Source organism: Sphingobium sp. C100 (assembly GCF_000508185.1).
Classification (GTDB): domain Bacteria; phylum Pseudomonadota; class Alphaproteobacteria; order Sphingomonadales; family Sphingomonadaceae; genus Sphingobium.
The window spans coordinates 1-16,264 of sequence record NZ_AYOY01000175.1 but is presented as its reverse complement, the minus strand read 5'-3'; the positions used below and the strand labels follow the sequence as shown (position 1 = coordinate 16,264).

Sequence of the window (16,264 nt, the reverse complement as noted above, 5' to 3'; positions counted from 1 at the left end):
GCTGGGGTCTCAGTGGGTCTGGCGCGTCGTTGCCTGAGATCCCAGCTTTCGCTGGGATGACGAAATTGGGTCGGGCCCGCCATATTGTTCGTCATGCTGCAATTCCCGCTCAAGGCCGGGGTGACGGTGAAGTTTGACGGCGCGCGCGGTCTTCTGCGGATGATCTTGGCCCGTCCCCATGCCCTAAGCGCTTGTCAAACGACCGGCGCACGCGAATAACGGAGCCATGCTGTCCCAGAAGACCCGTTATGCCATCCGCGCGCTCCAGCATCTCGCCGATCGTTATCGCCAGGGTCCGGTTCCCCTGAACGAGATCGCGACGCGGCAGAATATCCCGGCCAAGTTCCTGACCGTCATCCTGTCCGAACTGTCGCGCGAAGGGCTGGTGGCGACCCAGCGGGGCAGGGACGGGGGTTATTGGCTGGCGCTGGCGCCGGTCGATGTCAGCTATGGCGACATTGTCCGCCTGACCCGCGGGTCGCTGGCGCTCACCCCCTGCGCCAGCCGCTTCGCGCATGAAAGCTGCACCAACTGCCTGCCCGAATCCGAATGTCGATTGCACCGGATCATGCTGCGCGTGCGTGATGAGACGGCAAAGGTGCTGGACGGCATCAGCCTCGCCGAACCGATCCCGCTGGGCGCCGACTGAACCCTTGCGCCGAGCGCGCGGCTTCGCCACATCGGGGGCATGACCATGCCGCCGCTCAAAGCCGTCCTCATTCCCGTCACGCCGCTCCAGCAGAATTGCACCCTGTTCTGGTGCACCCACACCATGCGCGGCGCCTTCGTCGATCCGGGCGGCGACCTGCCCGTGTTGAAGAAGGCGGCGGCCGATCATGGGGTGAGCATCGAAAAGCTGCTGGTGACGCATGGCCATATCGACCATTGCGGGCAGGCGGGCGTGCTGGCCCGCGACCTGGGCGTGCCGATCGAAGGGCCGCATGAGGATGACCGCTTCTGGATCGAACGCCTGGCCGACGACGGCAAGCGCTGGAACGTGCCGGGCGAAAGTTTCGAGCCGGATCGCTGGCTGGTGGATGGCGAGCAGGTGACGGTCGGCGACCTGACACTCGACGTCCTGCATTGCCCCGGTCATACGCCCGGCCATGTCGTCTTCCATCATGCGCCCAGCAAGCTCGCCATCGTCGGCGACGTGTTGTTCCAGGGTGCGATCGGCCGCACTGATTTCCCGCGCGGCAATCATCAGGATCTGATCGACGCGATCACCGGCAAGCTGTGGCCGCTGGGTGGCGAAACGGCTTTCGTGCCCGGCCATGGCCCGATGAGCAATTTCGCCCATGAGCGCCGCACCAATCCCTTCGTCGCCGATTCGGTGCTGGCGCGGTGAGGCCAGTCTAGACCTGCGCCGCCAGGGCAGGGGGTGCGGGCAGGGCGCGGGTCGCATGATAGGCGGTCATCAGCGCCATGATCGCCAGCGCGACCATGATGATCCATGTGAGCAGCGCGCCTGCGCCGCGCCAGAGCGTGGGATTGTCGGCATCCATGCCGAACGCATGGGCGACGCGGGCCAGCACATAGAGGAGCGCTGCGATCCACAACCACAGCGACGCGCCGATCGCCAGTTCGATCAGCGCGCACAGGATCAGCACGATCGGCGTATATTCGATGAAATTGGCCTGCGCCCGCATCCGCCGCGCGAGCAACCCATGGCCGGCATCGCCGTGGAGGATCTTGTCCTTGATGCGGAACCGGGCGCAGCGAATCCCCAGCCACAGGTTGAGCAGCGCGCAGGCCGCGGCGAAGGTCAGCGTGATCGGCAACAACATGGCTTTATCCCCTTTATTTGCGCCCGGCACCCTAAGCTGCCCGGCCGCAGGGGCAAGGAAGGACTTGCGCGTCCGACAAAAAGCGCTATAGGCGCAGGGCTTCGCGATCATCCGGGCCGCATGGGTCTGCGGCGCCGTTGGCGTCCGTGTCTCTTCGGAAACCGGCCAGTCGCACAACCAGATCAATATACGGAACAAGGTGCCGACATGGCTGTCCCCAAGCGGAAAACTTCTCCCTCCCGTCGCGGTATGCGCCGCAGCCACGACTCGCTGCGCGTCGAGGCCTTCCAGGAATGCTCGAACTGCGGTGAACTCAAGCGCCCGCACAATCTGTGCGATGCTTGCGGTCACTATAACGGCCGCGAAATCGTCGCCGTCGGGGCGTAAGTCGTTCCTCTACTCCGCAAAGGGGTGACCTGACAGTGTCCAGCCAGCCGCGAATCGCAATCGACGCGATGGGCGGGGATGAAGGCGTGCGCGTGATGATGGCAGGGGTCGCTTTGGCCCGCCGTCGCCATGACGGGTTGCGCTTCGCCCTGTTTGGCGACGAAACGCGGATCAAGGCGGCGCTTGACCGTCACCCCAATTTGCGGGCCGCGTCGGAAGTCGTGCATTCCGCTACGGTCGTCGATGGCGCCGACAAGCCGAGCGTGGCGATCCGCAAGAAGAGCAGTTCCATGGCGATGGCCATCGCTGCCGTGAAGGCGGGCGAGGCCGGCGCAGCCGTGTCCGCCGGCAATACCGGCGCGCTGATGGCTATGGCGAAGCTCGCGCTGCGCACCATGCCGGGCGTCGATCGTCCGGCGCTGGCGGCGATGCTGCCGACTTTGGGCGACAATGACGCCATCATGCTGGACCTGGGCGCCAACACCGAATGCAACGCCCGCAATCTGGTGCAGTTTGCGGTGATGGGCGCGGCCTATGCGCGGATCGCGTTCGATATCGAGCGTCCGCGCGTCCGTTTGCTCAACATCGGAACGGAAGAGTTGAAAGGCACGGACGAGATCCGCGACGCCGCCGCGGTGCTGCGGGCCGCCGGCAATCTCCCGATCCGGTTCGAGGGCTTCACCGAAGGCGACAAAATCTCCCGCGGCGACACCGACGTCATCGTGTGCGACGGCTTTTCCGGCAATGTCGCGCTCAAGACGGCCGAAGGCACCGCGCGCTTCGTCACGGATGTTCTGCGCAAGGCCTTTACCAGCTCGATCCGGTCGAAAATCGGTTTCCTGATTTCCAAGCCGGCGATGCATCTGCTCAAGCATCATCTTGATCCCAACAATCATAATGGCGCCGTTTTCCTCGGCCTCAATGGCGTCGTGGTGAAAAGCCACGGCAGCGCGGACGAAAAGGGCGTGGCCAATGCCGTCCATGTCGCGGCGCGTCTGCTCGAAGAAGATATCACCCGCCGCATCGCCGCCGACATGGCGGGGGTGGAAGAGATGGGTTCCGTCGCATCGAAGCTGGAGCAGCCCGTCAAGTGATCCGTCGTTCAATTCTCCTGGGGACAGGGTCCGCCTTGCCCGCGCGCGTCGTCACCAATGCGGAACTGGCGCAAAGCGTCGATACGAGCGACGAATGGATCGTCGAGCGCACCGGCATCCGCACCCGGCATATTGCGGGCGAGGGCGAAACCACCGCGACGCTGGCGACCGATGCCGCCCGCGCGGCCCTGGACGCGGCGGGGCTGGAGCCGCAGGATATCGACCTTATCATCCTGGCGACGGCGACCCCCGACCAGACCTTCCCCGCCGCCGCGACCAAGGTGCAGGCGGCGCTGGGCATCAACGACTGCGTCGCCTTCGACGTGGCGGCCGTCTGTTCCGGCTTCCTCTACGCTGTGACGGTCGCCGACAGCATGATCCGGTCGGGCGCCGCCAATCGCGCGCTGGTGATCGGGTCGGAGACTTTCAGCCGCATTCTCGACTGGCAGGACCGCGCGACCTGCGTCCTGTTCGGCGATGGCGCCGGAGCGATCGTGCTGGGCGCGGAAGAAAGCGCGGATGGCGCGCGCGGCATATTGGCGGCGAAGCTCCATGCCGATGGGCGCTATAACCAGCTTCTCTATGTCGATGGCGGCCCATCGACGACGCAGACGGTCGGCAAGCTGCGCATGAAGGGGCAGGAAGTGTTCCGCCATGCGGTGGTCAACCTCGCCTCGGTTCTGACCGAGGTGATGGCGATGGCTGGCTTCGTTCCCGCCGATATCGACTGGCTGGTGCCGCATCAGGCCAATGCCCGCATCCTGGACGCGACGGCGCGCAAGCTCAAGCTGCCGGCTGAACGGGTCGTGATGACGGTCGATCGCCATGCCAATACGTCGGCCGCGTCGGTGCCGCTGGCGCTGGATGTCGCCATGCGCGACGGGCGCATCAAGTCGGGCGATCTGGTCGTGCTGGAGGCCATGGGCGGCGGCTTCACCTGGGGAGCCTGCGTCCTGCGGCTGTGATTCCTTGGTCTCGCTTGCCGAATCACCGCGAATCAGTCAGATTTGCCTCTGGCCATCGGGGGGTGGCCGTAGAAATCGGCTGAGAGGGGACGAAGATGAGCGACACTGGCACGTTGACGCGCGCGGATCTTGCGGAAAGCCTCAATCGGCATGTCGGCCTGTCGCGAGCCGAGGCGGCGGCGTTGGTCGAATCCATCCTCGACCATATGTCTGACGCTCTGGAACGGGGCGAGAATGTGAAGATTTCCAGCTTCGGCACCTTCGTTCTGCGCGACAAGACGCAGCGCATGGGGCGCAATCCCAAGACCGGGGTCGAAGTGCCGATCGAGCCGCGTCGGGTGCTGACCTTTCGCGCCAGCCAGACGATGCGCGACCGGGTCGCCTGAACTGCGCTATTATTCGCCGCTTTTCCGTTGCGACCGTCCTTTGGGGCAGTTGACGTTACCGGGCTGATCAGTGCAACATTCCGGTCATGAAAAAAGCGGAGGGGGCATTTCTCACCATTAGCGAGCTGGCCGGAGAGCTTGGCCTGCCCCAACATATATTGCGCTACTGGGAAACGCGCTTTCCTCAGTTGCGGCCGCTCCAACGATCGGGCAACCGCCGATATTACCGGCCGGGGGATGTGCTGCTGGCGCGACGCATCCACCATCTCCTGCATGTCGAGGGCTTTACCGTGAAGGGCGCGCAGAAGGCGCTGGCGGATGGCGATGGCGCGCTGCCGCCCGCGCCTGCTTGCCCACCGGCCGATGATGTGCTGACCCGCCTGGAGGGCGTGCGCACTGCCCTGGCGAGGGCGCTCAAAGTCTGAGGCAGGGACCGCGCTTGCGTTGCGCAAGCCGCTCTACAATGTCCGCGCGAAGACCAGGTCGCGGAACGGCACGTCCCCGACCATGAAGGTCATTTCCCCGATTTGGACAAAGTCATGCCGCGCGTAAAAGCGCCGCGCGCGATCATTCTGGGGGTAGACGGCGAGCAATAATCGTTGGGCGTCGCGTTTGCGCGCCGCTTCCTCCACCAGCGCCATCAGCCGGTCGCCATGGCCGCCCCCCTGCCAGCCATGCAACAGATAGATGCGTTTCAACTCCAGATCGCGATCCGCATCGACAGGCACCGGCAGGTCGGGCGGCGTCAGCATCGCATAGCCGACCGGCGCGCCGAGCGGCGTTTCCCCGAGCAGGATCGTCTGCGCCGGATCGCCGAGCGCGGCCTGATAATAGGTTTCGCCATGCGCGATGCGGACATGGGCCAACAGGGCCGGACCAGGATGGTCATGCGCGAAGCTGGCCAGGAAGGTGGCGCTGCCCAGGATCGACAGCGCAGCCGCGTCCCCGGCGTCGGCGTGGCGCCAGACGATCGGTGTCATGCCGGTCCGATCAGCGCGAACCCGGCCCCAGCGCCGGGTCCAGGTCGCGCGGGCGGGTGAAGCTTTGCAGCGTCGCGACAGCGGGCCGCGCTTCGGCCCAGCGGTCGATCGCCAGGTCCATGACGGCGAGGCTGGCGGTCGGGAACTTGACCTCCACATCCTCGCGCAGCGGGCTCGCGCCGTCATCGGGGACCAGGTCCAGGATCAATTCCTCGAAACCGGGATTATGCCCCGCCATCAGCACCATGTCCGTATCGTCCGGCAGGTCGCGCACGACGTCGAGGAGCGTGGCCGAGGAGGCGAGATAGATGCGCCGGTCCCAATGGGGGTCCAGCGTCCGGCCATAGTCCGAAAAAAAAGCGTCCAGCGTCTGCACCACGCGCGCGGCGGGGGAGGCGACCAACCGGTCGAACTGCATATTTTCCTTGGCGGCGAATTGCCCCATCAGCCGGGCCGCCTTTTCCCCGCGGCGATTGAGCGGGCGGTCGAAGTCGCGCGCCACCGGGTCGTCCCAGTCCGATTTGGCGTGTCGCAACAGGGTCAGCCGCTTCATTGTCTCTCCTGTCGGGGCAAGCCGGATTCGTCTCCCTGATGCCCGATGCTGCGGCTTTCGCCAAGGGTTTCGCTGCTGGTCCGGGCGCTGACGGCGATGATCGCTTCATCCAGCGTCAGCCGGCGGACGGGTGTGCCGGGGGGGAAGGCGCTCAGCAGCCGGCTTGGCATGGCGGCGGACAGGATGACGAAACTCCCCTTGTCCTCGGCCCTGCGGATGAGCCGGCCGAAGGCCTGGGCCAGCCGCGCGCGGATCAGCCGGTCATCATAGGCGTTGCCCCCTCCGGCCAGACGCCGGGCCGCGTGCAGCACGGATGGCTTGGACCAGGGCACGCCCTCCATGACGACAAGCCGCAGCGAATGGCCCGGCACATCGACGCCATCCCTCAACGCATCGGTGCCCAGCAGCGAAGCGCGGGGATCGTCGCGGAAGATGTCGACCAGCGTGCCGGTATCCATCGGATCGACATGCTGGGCGTAGAGCGGCAGGCTGCCCCGCGCCAGCCGGTCGGCGATGCGGGCATGAACCGCGCGCAACCGCCGGATCGCGGTGAACAGGCCCAGCGTGCCGCCGCCCGCCGCTTCGATCAGCCGGGCATAGGCGCCGGACAGGGCGGCGATGTCGCCGCGTTTGATGTCGGTGACGATCAGCACCTCCGCCCGACCGGGATAGTCGAACGGGCTGCTTGCCTCGAACCGATCCGTGCCGTGCGGCAGGTGGACCGCGCCGCTGCGCTTTTCGGCATTGTCCCATTCGCCGCCGCCCTTGAGCGTGGCCGACGTGATGAGCACGCCCTGCGCCGGCTTCAACACGGTTTCGGCCAGCGGACGGGTGGGGTCGAGCCAGTGGCGATGGATGCCGATATCATATTCCCGCCCCTCGATCCGGTCGACGGTCATCCAGTCGACAAAATCGGGATCGGCCGGGCCGCCGATCCGGGCCAGCAGCGCCAGCCAGGCGGCGATCAGGTCGCGACGCCAGCCAAGCGACGCCACCGCGCCCTCGATCCGCGCGCGCGCCGCGCCGTCCAGCCAGTCGGGCGCATCCTCGATCACCGCCTCCAGCCGCCGCGCCAGGCGGACCAGCGGCTTGATGAGCGCGTCGAGCGCCAGCGCCGCCTCCTGCGCCGCTTCGACCAGCGCGCCGTCCGGTTCGGCCAGCTCGGTTTCCAGACCATAGCCCGCATCGGCTTCCCCGGCGTCGGCGGCGCGGGTATAGACCGCGCCCCGGACGGCGGCGAGCAGCGCTTCGAGCGGGCCGAACGGTTCGCCCGCCACCACGCGCTTCAACCATTCGTCGGCAGGCAGGGCCTGCGCCGCGTCAACCGCCGCGCGGATCGCCTGCCCGCCTTCCTCGTCATAGCTGGCAAGGTCGGACAGGCGCGCGGCAAGGCCCCTGCGGCGCCCGCGCGATCCGCCTTCCGGCCCCATGATCCAGCGGCGCAGCTCTATCGCCTCCTGCCCCGACAGCGCGACCGAGAAGGTCGAATCGGCGGCGTCGAACAGATGATGCCCCTCATCGAAGATGATGCGCTGCGGCCGCTGGCCGGTTTCCCGACCGCGCGCGGCGTTGATCATCACCAGAGCATGGTTGGCGATGACGATGTCCGCGTCGGCCGATGCCCTGGCGGACCGTTCGATGAAGCATTTGCGATAATGGGGACAGCCGGCATAGATGCACTCGCCCCGCCGGTCGGTCAGGGCGGTGGAGCCGTTGCGGCGGAACAAGGTCGGCAACCAGCCAGGCAGGTCGCCCCCGACCATGTCGCCATCCTTGCTGAAGGCGGCCCAGCGCGCCACCAGTTGCGCCAATATCGCGGCGCGGCCGGAAAAGCCGCCCTGCAACGCATCCTCCAGGTTGAGCAGGCAGAGATAATTTTCCCGCCCCTTGCGCACCACCACCCGCCGCGCGGCGACCGCCGGATCGGGAAAGAGGCGCAGCGATTCGCGATCGAGCTGGCGTTGCAGCGCCTTGGTATAGGTGGACACCCACACGGTGCCCTGCGCTTCCCCGGCCCAGAGCGAGGCGGGCGCGAGATAGCCCAGCGTCTTGCCGATGCCGGTGCCCGCTTCGGCCAGTAGCATATTGGGCTGGTCGCGATGGCGCCGGGGCAGGAAGGTCGCGGCGGCCGCGGCGGCATAGGCGCGCTGGCCGGGGCGCGGTTCCGCGCTCGCGCCGGTCAGCGCATCGAGCCGGGCCAGCACCTGCTCTTCGGGCAAGGTGAGGGTGCGTGGGACGGGGCGGGGTTGCGCCTCCTCCCATTCGGGCAGTTTGGAGAACAGCCAGCGTTCCGCCTCGCGCGGGCGGGCGATGCGCGGCGCCACCAGCGGCGACCAGGGCCAGCGCAGCCGGTGCAAAGCCTGCGCCGCGGTCCAGCCGCCTTCGCGCTCGCGCCAGTCCGACGCTTCGAGCCGGGCGAGCAGCAATGCCGCGCCCTGTTGCAACAGCGCCGGTATCTCGCCTTCCTGGGCGGGGGGCGGCAGGTCCAGCGCTTCGGCCAGTCCCTTGGGCGTGGGCACCAGGAAGCGGGCGGGGTGCAGGAAGGCCCAGAGTTCGAGCAGGTCCAGGCCATTGAGTTCGGGATAGCCCAGCCGCTGCCCGGTCAGTGGCGCATTGAGCAGCAGCACCGGCGTTTCGGCGGCGCGCGATATTGCCTGTCCCTTGGCCAGCGCGTGGGTGCGGCCGTCTTCGCGCAGCCAGATACCGCCATGGCTGGCATGGAGCGCGGGTAGAGAGGCGGGATCGATCACCTGGCCGGTCTAGGCGAACCGGAACAAAAGGAAAACCTGTTTCAGCCGATCCGGCGGCCGAAACCGCCCGTCATCACCTGCATCCGTGGCTGGAACGCCACCGGGGTCCGCTTTGCCGCGCGCGCAAGCTCGAGCTGCTCGTAGAGCGGCCCATCGTTCAGTTCATAGGGGAAGCGGATGCCCATCCGGTCCTCTTCGGACCAGCGCACCGTGCCGAAGGTGACATGACCATCCAGGTCGAGCTGGCAGGAACTGCCCGCCGGCAGGGTGCAGCCCATGACCTGCGCGCCACCTTCGCTCAGATCGACGATCGTGCCTTCCTGACTGTCGAGCACGGTCGTGACGACGATGGAGATGTCGACCGCTATGCGCTCACGGCTGCGCTGTATGTGCATATCGCCTCCCATGGCGTCCGATTATCCACGAACAGCGTTAACGAAATCTAAATATGAGAACGATTCTTAACGCGCTTTTGCCACCAATTAGCGTTTCCTTTCGCGCATGTCCGGGGGTAGGGGCTTTGGCGTTATGACCGTTTCCGATATTCTTCGCTCCGCCGCGCAGGCGGCCAAGGCCTGGCCCTATGAGGAAGCCCGCAAGCTCCTGAAGCGCTATCCCGATGGCGCCCCAGGGAAAGGGCATATTCTGTTCGAAACCGGCTATGGCCCCTCGGGCCTGCCGCATATCGGCACCTTCAACGAAGTGCTGCGCACGACGATGGTGCGCAACGCCTATCATGCGCTGTCGGACATCCCGACCCGGCTGGTGGCGTTCAGCGATGATATGGACGGCCTGCGCAAGGTGCCGGATAACGTGCCCAACCAGGCGATGCTGACGCAGCATCTAGGCAAGCCGTTGACGCAGGTGCCGGACCCCTTCGAAAAATTTGAAAGCTTCGCGCATCATAACAATGCGATGCTGCGGGAATTTCTCGACCGGTTCGGCTTCGACTATGAATTCGTTTCGGCAACCGAACGCTACCGCGCCGGCGCCTTTGACGACGCGCTTCGCCAGGTGCTGCGCCGTTATCAGGCGATCATGGACGTCATGCTGCCGACCCTGCGCAAGGAGCGGCAGGCCACCTATTCGCCAGTGCTGCCCATCAGTCCGAAAAGCGGCATCGTCCTTCAGGTGCCGGTCGAAGTGATCGACGCCGAAGCCGGGCTGGTCCGGTTCGAGGATGATGGCGACATGATCGAACAGTCGATCCTGTCGGGCGGCGCCAAGCTGCAATGGAAGGTCGACTGGGCGATGCGCTGGTATGCGCTGGGCGTCGATTATGAAATGGCGGGCAAGGATCTGATCGATTCGGTCACCCAGTCGTCGAAAATTTGCCGTGCGCTGGGCGCCCGCCCGCCCGAGGGCTTCAATTACGAGATGTTCCTCGACGAAAAGGGCGAGAAAATCTCCAAGTCCAAGGGCAATGGGCTCAGCCTCGAACAATGGCTGACCTATGGCCCGCAGGAAAGCCTCGCCTTCTACGCTTATCGCGAACCCAAGAAGGCGAAGCAGCTTCACATGGGCGTAATCCCGCGCGCGGTCGATGAATATTGGCAGTTTCGCGGCAATTATCCCAAGCAAACGATAGAGCAGCAACTCGGCAATCCGGTCCATCATGTCCATGACGGCTCGCTGCCGCAGGGCGAATTGCCCGTGACATTCGGATTGCTGCTCAATCTGGTCGGCGTGATGGGCGATGCCAGCCGCGAACAGGTGTGGGGCTATCTCCAAAATTATGTGCCGGGCGCCAGTGCGGAGACCTATCCCGAACTCGATGCGCTGATCGGCCACGCGCTCGCCTATCATCGCGATTTCGTCGCGCCGACGCTTCAGCGCCGGGCGCCGCTGGCGAATGAGGCGGCGGCGCTGCGCAGGCTGGACGCGGAACTGGCGCTTTTGCCAGCCGACGCCTCGGCGGAGGATATCCAGAATATCGTCTATGCCATCGGCAAGGAGGAAGCCTTTGGCTTCGCGGAACTGCGCGATTGGTTCAAGGCGCTCTATCAAACACTGCTGGGCGCCGATCAAGGGCCGCGCATGGGCAGCTTCATTGCCCTTTATGGCATTGAAAACAGCCGCAAGCTGATCGCCGAAGCGCTGGCTGCCTGAACCATCGACGTGCGCGCGAAAAAAATGGGAACAATTGGGCCGGAACCGCGTTTGCGAAATTGGTCCACCCCCCTTTCGGACTGATGATGCGCCTCGCGCATCATCGGCCGCGTGCGCCTGGCGACAGGCGGCGCGGCCAAGGGCGGCGAACCGCATGACAGAACGGCCCCGATCGCAGGATCGGGGCCGTAGTCATTTGGCTATTCGCCAGCTTACCAGAAAAAGCCGCGATGCACCTGGACCACGCGGCCGGTGCGGACGTTCACCAGCAGCACGTCATTATAGTGGCGGACCCAGCGCAGGTTCGCGCCCGGACGGGGCAGGCGATAGCGATAGGGATCGGTGATATAATAGCGCGAGCTGTAATAGACCGGCCGCAGCTGCGCCCCGCTGTTCCACGCGGTGTAGCGGAACGGCGCGCGCCAGTTGCCGCGGCGATAGACGTCGCGATGGCTGCGTCGATAATCGCGCCAGTCCTCGCGCGCTTCCTGGCGGGCGTCGCGCACATCGCGCCGTTGTTCCTGGACGTCACGGCGCGTGCCGTTACGCTTGGCCTGTTGCAGGTCGCGCTTTTCCTCGCGCAACTGGCGCTCGCTGCGACGCGCTTCGCCATAGGATTGGGCCGATGCGACACTCGGCGCCACGGTAGCGGCCAACAGGCCCAATATGATCAGTTTACGCATCTTTCTCGTCTCCCGTTGGGCTTGGCGTCGGACCGCTGGCGGATCGCCCGGGTTCCTGCGCCGTGAGGAGAGATATGAGCCTCGGCGGCTGAACGGCTTGCGAATGATGCAGTCAGATTCCAGTCATTTATGTCGCCAATTGTATCAGCCGGATCAGCCCCAGGGATTTTCCCGAAACCATTTGGTGACGACATATTTCGTGCCCCGCTCGACCGGCCGGGCGGCGTGGAGGCTGAAGCGGCTGGGAGCGCCGTCCCGCATCATGTTGTTCCAGATCAGGATCATGCCCTCGACCGGGGGCACCATGAATTCGCATTGCGGGAAATGAGTCTCGCCCCCCGCTTCGACGGCCGAAAGATAAATCATCGCGGTCCAGGTGCGCTGCCCGCCGCTGGCGCGCATCTGCGGCCAATAGCTGGCCGTGACGGGGAAATAATCGCAATGCACCTTATATTCCTGCCCTGCCGTATAGCGCTGACCCTGCAATGTCTCGCCATGGGCGGCGGGCAGGCCGGTCAGGGCGCAGATCCGGTCGGTCACCGCTTCGACCAGCGGGTTCCAGGGGCTCAGATTGCCGCTGTGGCTGGTGCGATATTCGGCATTGGCGCTGCCGGAAAACAGCGACGATGGCTTCGCGCTGGCGTCGATCAGCGCGCGCAGGCCGGCGCATTCCTCGGCGCTGAGGAAGTCCTGACGACCGTAAATGTCCAGATGCGGCGAATCGATGCGGCTCACCATCGGATTGCGGTCCAGGCGGGCGCGGACGGCGTCGCCGATCCGCGCGCGGGCGGGCGAGGCGATGCCGCCATCGTCGGTCGTGTCAGTCATGACCTTCTCCTGCCACAGCCGGGGCGCGGATGAAAAGACCCCGGCGCGTCGCCGCACCGGGGTCAGGACTCCTGAAGGCCAGTTCAGGAAGCTGTCAGATCACCAGAAGAAATTATGGATCACATCGACGACATAGCCGTCGCGGATGTCGACCAGCAGCGCGTCGTCATAATAGCGCACCCAGCGCAGCGTGCCGTAGGCAGGGGGCAGCCGATATTGATAGGGATCATTGATCCAGTAGCTGTTCGAATAGAACAGGCTGTTGAGGACAATGCCCACCGAATAGCGGCGATAGCCATAGGCCCAGCCGCGTGGCGCATAATAGCGGCCGACCCGATACCGGTCGCCATAGCGGTTGCGATAGCTGGACCAGTCATAACGCCGGTCCTGGCGCCAGCCATTGTCCCAACGCCGCTGGTTGCTCCAGCGGGTCCGGTCGTCATAACGGCGGTTGTCGCTGCGCGCCCGGTTGCCGGTCCAGCGCTGCTCGTTTCCGCGATTGTCGCGCCAATCGCGGCGGTCATTCTGGCGGTCGTTCCGCCAGTCCTGCCGATCATTGCGCGCATCCTGCCGCCCGTCGCGCCGGTCATCGCGGCCCTGCTGTCGATCGTCGCGGCGGTCGGCCCGCTGATCGTTCCGCCCGTCCTGGCGTTGCGCCCGGCGGTCGCGCGCGCCCTGCTCGACCGCGCGGTTGGCCGGCAGATTAGGGTCGCCACGCCAACGGGAATCGGGGCGGGGCGGAGCCATCTGTCCGGCCGGGCGTTGCGCCTGCCGCTGCTGCGCGCGCTGCCCGCGGGCCTCTTCATTGCGGGGTTGCGCCATGCGGTTGCCGCGCGACACCACCACATTGCCGTCGCCACGCGCGGCGCGTTCGCCACGACTGCCGCGATCCTGACCGGCCTGCGCATAGGCAGGCGAAATGCCAGCCAATGCCGTCACACTCATCAACCCCGCCAACATGATTTTCTTCAACATGGTTCGGACTTTCTTGGAACAGGGGCGGAAGCCCCCTGATGCTGGACTTATGGGCGAGTCGGGGTGTCGCATCGCTGAACCTGCCAGTCAGCGATATGAAAGAATCGGGCGGTGCAATAGGGCGATGGACGCCTGTTCTTCTCGACGGCATCTGGCGCGCCGGCAGGGCGTCACATCCCGACTTCTGAAATGTCTAATTCAGATCAAAGTATTGTTTGTGCAATCCCATTAGGACTGCCGAGTGATAAAATCTTCCGATGCCGGCCGCACCCGTCAGGCCCTGCGCGATGCAACGATGCAAGGGCATCAACGGGTGGACGCTCTTTTCGCGGATTTCGCGCTGGATTCGGAAGGAGGCTACAGGGCTTTTCTGACCGCGCATGGTCGCGCGCTGTCGGCGCTGGAACCGGCGGCGCGGCCAAATCGCCCGCGCCTGCCGCTGTTGGCGCAGGATTTGGCGGCGTTGGGCGCGACATTGCCCCAACCCCTGCCGCTGCGCGCTGCGATGGGCGAGGGTTATCGCTGGGGCCTGCTTTACGCGCTGGAAGGCTCGCGGTTGGGCGGTGCGGTGCTCGCGCGTCAGGTCGGTCGGGGGCTACCGCACAGCTATTTGTCGGCGATTCATGAAAAAGGGGAGTGGTTGGCCTTCCAGCGCGCGCTGGAGAGCGCCGCGGCGGAAGGCGGCGAAGGCTGGCTGGAGGACGCCGTGCAGGGCGCTCTGGCCGCCTTCGCCCTCTTTGCCGCGGCCGGCGCCGAACAGAAGATCCCGGCCCATGGCTGATGCGCCCACCGACGGAATCGACTATGCGGTCGATCTCAGCAATTGCGATCGCGAGCCGATCCATGTGCTGAGCAAAATTCAGCCCTTCGGCTTTCTGGTCGCGCTGACGGCCGACTGGCTGGTCGCGCGCGTATCGACGAACAGCGCCGACTATATCGGTCTGTCGCCCGACCAGATGCTTGGCCGGCCGATCACCGAGATTTTCTCGAGCGACGCTCTTCACGCGCTGCGCAATCGCATCACGCTGTTGCGCGGTCCCGATTCGGTCGAGCGCCTCTTTTCCCTCGCCCTGATGGAAGGCGGCCCGGCTTTCGACGTCGCCGTGCATTTTTCAGGCGCGACCGTCGTGGTCGAGGCGGAACCGGCCAGCCATGACGAAATGGAGGCCAGCAGCACCGTCCGGTCGATGGTGTCGCGGCTGGCGCAGGTTGATGGCATGGCCGCCTTCCTGCGCGATGGCGCGCGGCAAGTGCGGGCCTTGACCGGTTTCGACCGGGTCATGGTTTATCGTTTTGCGCAGGGCGGCGATGGCGAAGTGGTCGCCGAAGCCTTGCGGTCGGGGATAGAGAGTTTCTTCGGGCTTCATTATCCCGCATCGGACATTCCGGCCCAGGCGCGTGCGCTCTACATGCGCAACATTTTCCGCATCATCGCCGATGTGGGCGCGGAGCCGGTGCCGGTGGTGCCACCGCTCGATCCCACGGGCGCGGCGCTCGACATGTCGCTGTGCCTGACGCGGGCGGTGTCGCCGATCCATATCGAATATCTGCGCAACATGGGCGTGGGGGCGTCGCTTTCCATCTCGATCATCGTGGAGGGGCGGCTGTGGGGGTTGTTTGCCTGCCATCATTATGAGTCGCGCCTGCCCACCTTCGCGCAGCGCAGCGCCGCCGAATTGTTCGGCCAGATATTCTCGATGATGCTCGAAAGTCGCGAGCGCGCCGAAACCGCGGCCTATGAAGGCAAGGCGCGGCTGGTCGCAGATCGCCTGCTGGCGGCTGTGGCGCAGGATCATGACCTGCTCACCAATGCGCGCTGGCTGGGGGATATCATCTTCGACACGATTCCCGCCGACGGTGTTGGCGTCTATATCGACGGTCAGATGACCGTGTCGGGCCTGACGCCTGACCAGCCCGCCTTCGCCGCCATCGTCGCGATGCTGAACCGGGTCGCTGCCGGTCAGGTCTACACGACCGATAATCTGTCGCGCCTGCTGCCCGACGCGGCCGCCTATGCCGATCGCGCGGCGGGCCTGCTCGCCATCCCGTTGTCGCGCCGGCCGCGCGATTATGTGGTGCTGTTCAGGGCCGAGCAACTGCGCTCGGTACGCTGGGCCGGCAAGCAGGACAAACATATCGAATATGGCCCCAACGGGCCGCGTCTTACCCCGCGAAAGAGCTTCGAGGAATGGTCGGAACTGGTGAAGGGCGTGGCATTGCCCTTCACCCCCGCCGAATTGCGGGTGGCCGAAGCCTTGCGCACTGCGTTGCTGGAGGTGATCCTGCGCCTGTCGGATTCTGCCGATGCGGAGCGGCAGCGGGCGCACGAAAAGCAGGAACTGCTGATCGCCGAACTCAACCATCGGGTGCGCAACATCCTCTCGTTGATCCGCGGCCTCCTGTCGCAGACGCGCGACAGCGCCCGGTCGGTCGATGAATTTATCGGCACGCTGGAAAGCCGCGTCCATGCGCTTGCCCGCGCGCATGACCAGATCACCGCCGATCGCTGGAGTCCGGCGCGCCTCATCGACCTGATCGAGGTGGAAGCGGGCGCCTATCTGGGCGAACGAAGCGATCGCGTTCAGCTCAACGGCCCCAATGTGCTGCTGACGCCAGGCTGTTTCACCGTGCTGGCGCTGGTGATCCATGAAATGCTGACCAACGCCGCCAAATATGGCGCCTTGTCGGACCATGGTTCGGTGTCGATCGACTGGCGGATCGACGAGGACGGCAGCCTGCTGCTGGACTGGACGGAAAGCGGCGGCCC

At 65.5% G+C, this 16,264-nt stretch carries 18 protein-coding genes; 10 read left to right on the top strand and 8 right to left on the bottom strand.

What is annotated here, in order from left to right; genetic code table 11:
- Nucleotides 1-226 precede the first annotated feature (226 nt).
- Nucleotides 227-649 (top strand): RrF2 family transcriptional regulator, encoded by a 423-nt coding sequence (locus tag C100_RS41855; RefSeq protein ID WP_024021090.1) that lies wholly within the window; start codon nt 227-229, stop codon nt 647-649.
- A gap of 39 nt (nt 650-688) precedes the next feature.
- Nucleotides 689-1,348 (top strand): MBL fold metallo-hydrolase, encoded by a 660-nt coding sequence (locus C100_RS41850; protein WP_024021089.1) that lies wholly within the window; start codon nt 689-691, stop codon nt 1,346-1,348.
- Nucleotides 1,349-1,355: 7 nt separating this feature from the next.
- Here the strand turns inward: C100_RS41850 and C100_RS0125125 are convergent, their stop codons facing one another.
- Nucleotides 1,356-1,787: an MAPEG family protein gene (locus C100_RS0125125; RefSeq protein WP_031309974.1), complete on the bottom strand. Its 432-nt coding sequence runs from the start codon at nt 1,785-1,787 to the stop codon at nt 1,356-1,358.
- Nucleotides 1,788-1,994: 207 nt separating this feature from the next.
- Between C100_RS0125125 and rpmF the strand changes: the two genes are divergently transcribed.
- The 5 genes from rpmF (at nt 1,995) to C100_RS41825 (ending at nt 5,044) form a co-directional block, all read left to right on the top strand.
- Nucleotides 1,995-2,174, top strand: a complete 180-nt coding sequence (gene rpmF, locus C100_RS41845; RefSeq protein ID WP_024021087.1) for a 50S ribosomal protein L32 — start codon at nt 1,995-1,997, stop codon at nt 2,172-2,174.
- Nucleotides 2,175-2,242: 68 nt separating this feature from the next.
- Nucleotides 2,243-3,268, top strand: coding sequence for a phosphate acyltransferase PlsX (plsX, locus tag C100_RS41840; RefSeq protein WP_024021086.1), 1,026 nt, complete (start codon nt 2,243-2,245; stop codon nt 3,266-3,268).
- Nucleotides 3,265-4,233 carry a beta-ketoacyl-ACP synthase III gene (locus C100_RS41835; RefSeq protein WP_024021085.1) on the top strand — a complete coding sequence of 323 codons (969 nt, stop codon included), beginning with the start codon at nt 3,265-3,267 and terminating at the stop codon, nt 4,231-4,233. Before plsX ends, C100_RS41835 begins: the two co-directional genes overlap by 4 nt.
- Nucleotides 4,234-4,328: 95 nt before the next feature.
- Nucleotides 4,329-4,619 (top strand): integration host factor subunit alpha, encoded by a 291-nt coding sequence (gene ihfA / locus C100_RS41830; RefSeq protein WP_024021084.1) that lies wholly within the window; start codon nt 4,329-4,331, stop codon nt 4,617-4,619.
- An 86-nt stretch (nt 4,620-4,705) separates the two neighbouring features.
- Nucleotides 4,706-5,044, top strand: coding sequence for a MerR family transcriptional regulator (locus C100_RS41825; protein WP_024021083.1), 339 nt, complete (start codon nt 4,706-4,708; stop codon nt 5,042-5,044).
- A 33-nt stretch (nt 5,045-5,077) separates the two neighbouring features.
- On the opposite strand, the gene C100_RS41820 is transcribed toward C100_RS41825, so the two are convergent.
- The 4 genes from C100_RS41820 to C100_RS41805 are packed head-to-tail and all read right to left on the bottom strand — an operon-like array spanning nt 5,078 to nt 9,297.
- Complete coding sequence (locus C100_RS41820) at nt 5,078-5,599, bottom strand: GNAT family N-acetyltransferase (protein ID WP_024021082.1); 522 nt, start codon at nt 5,597-5,599, stop codon at nt 5,078-5,080.
- 10 nt (nt 5,600-5,609) lie between these two features.
- Nucleotides 5,610-6,152 carry a SixA phosphatase family protein gene (locus C100_RS41815; protein ID WP_024021081.1) on the bottom strand — a complete coding sequence of 181 codons (543 nt, stop codon included), beginning with the start codon at nt 6,150-6,152 and terminating at the stop codon, nt 5,610-5,612.
- A complete protein-coding gene (locus C100_RS41810; RefSeq protein ID WP_024021080.1) occupies nt 6,149-8,902 on the bottom strand; it encodes an ATP-dependent DNA helicase in 2,754 nt (917 codons plus the stop codon). The genes C100_RS41815 and C100_RS41810 overlap by 4 nt, the downstream gene beginning before the upstream one ends.
- A gap of 41 nt (nt 8,903-8,943) precedes the next feature.
- A complete protein-coding gene (locus C100_RS41805) occupies nt 8,944-9,297 on the bottom strand; it encodes a PilZ domain-containing protein (RefSeq protein ID WP_031309972.1) in 354 nt (117 codons plus the stop codon).
- 133 nt (nt 9,298-9,430) lie between these two features.
- Here C100_RS41805 and C100_RS41800 point away from each other — a divergent pair, with 133 nt between their 5' ends.
- Entirely contained in the window at nt 9,431-11,011 is a 1,581-nt protein-coding gene (locus tag C100_RS41800; RefSeq protein WP_024021078.1) for a lysine--tRNA ligase, read from the top strand.
- A gap of 212 nt (nt 11,012-11,223) precedes the next feature.
- Here C100_RS41800 and C100_RS41795 read toward each other — a convergent pair whose 3' ends face one another.
- The 3 genes from C100_RS41795 to C100_RS41785 form a co-directional block, all read right to left on the bottom strand.
- Nucleotides 11,224-11,694, bottom strand: coding sequence for an RcnB family protein (locus tag C100_RS41795; protein WP_024021077.1), 471 nt, complete (start codon nt 11,692-11,694; stop codon nt 11,224-11,226).
- Nucleotides 11,695-11,847: 153 nt separating this feature from the next.
- Nucleotides 11,848-12,522, bottom strand: coding sequence for a prolyl hydroxylase family protein (locus C100_RS41790; RefSeq protein ID WP_024021076.1), 675 nt, complete (start codon nt 12,520-12,522; stop codon nt 11,848-11,850).
- Between the two features lie 99 nt (nt 12,523-12,621).
- Entirely contained in the window at nt 12,622-13,497 is an 876-nt protein-coding gene (locus tag C100_RS41785; protein ID WP_024021075.1) for an RcnB family protein, read from the bottom strand.
- 295 nt (nt 13,498-13,792) lie between these two features.
- Between C100_RS41785 and C100_RS41780 the strand changes: the two genes are divergently transcribed.
- Both C100_RS41780 and C100_RS41775 read left to right on the top strand, forming a co-directional pair.
- Nucleotides 13,793-14,278, top strand: coding sequence for a biliverdin-producing heme oxygenase (locus C100_RS41780; protein ID WP_037530943.1), 486 nt, complete (start codon nt 13,793-13,795; stop codon nt 14,276-14,278).
- Nucleotides 14,271-16,264 (top strand): HWE histidine kinase domain-containing protein (locus C100_RS41775; RefSeq protein ID WP_024021073.1); only part of this gene is annotated, 1,994 nt, incomplete at its 3' end. The genes C100_RS41780 and C100_RS41775, both read left to right, overlap by 8 nt.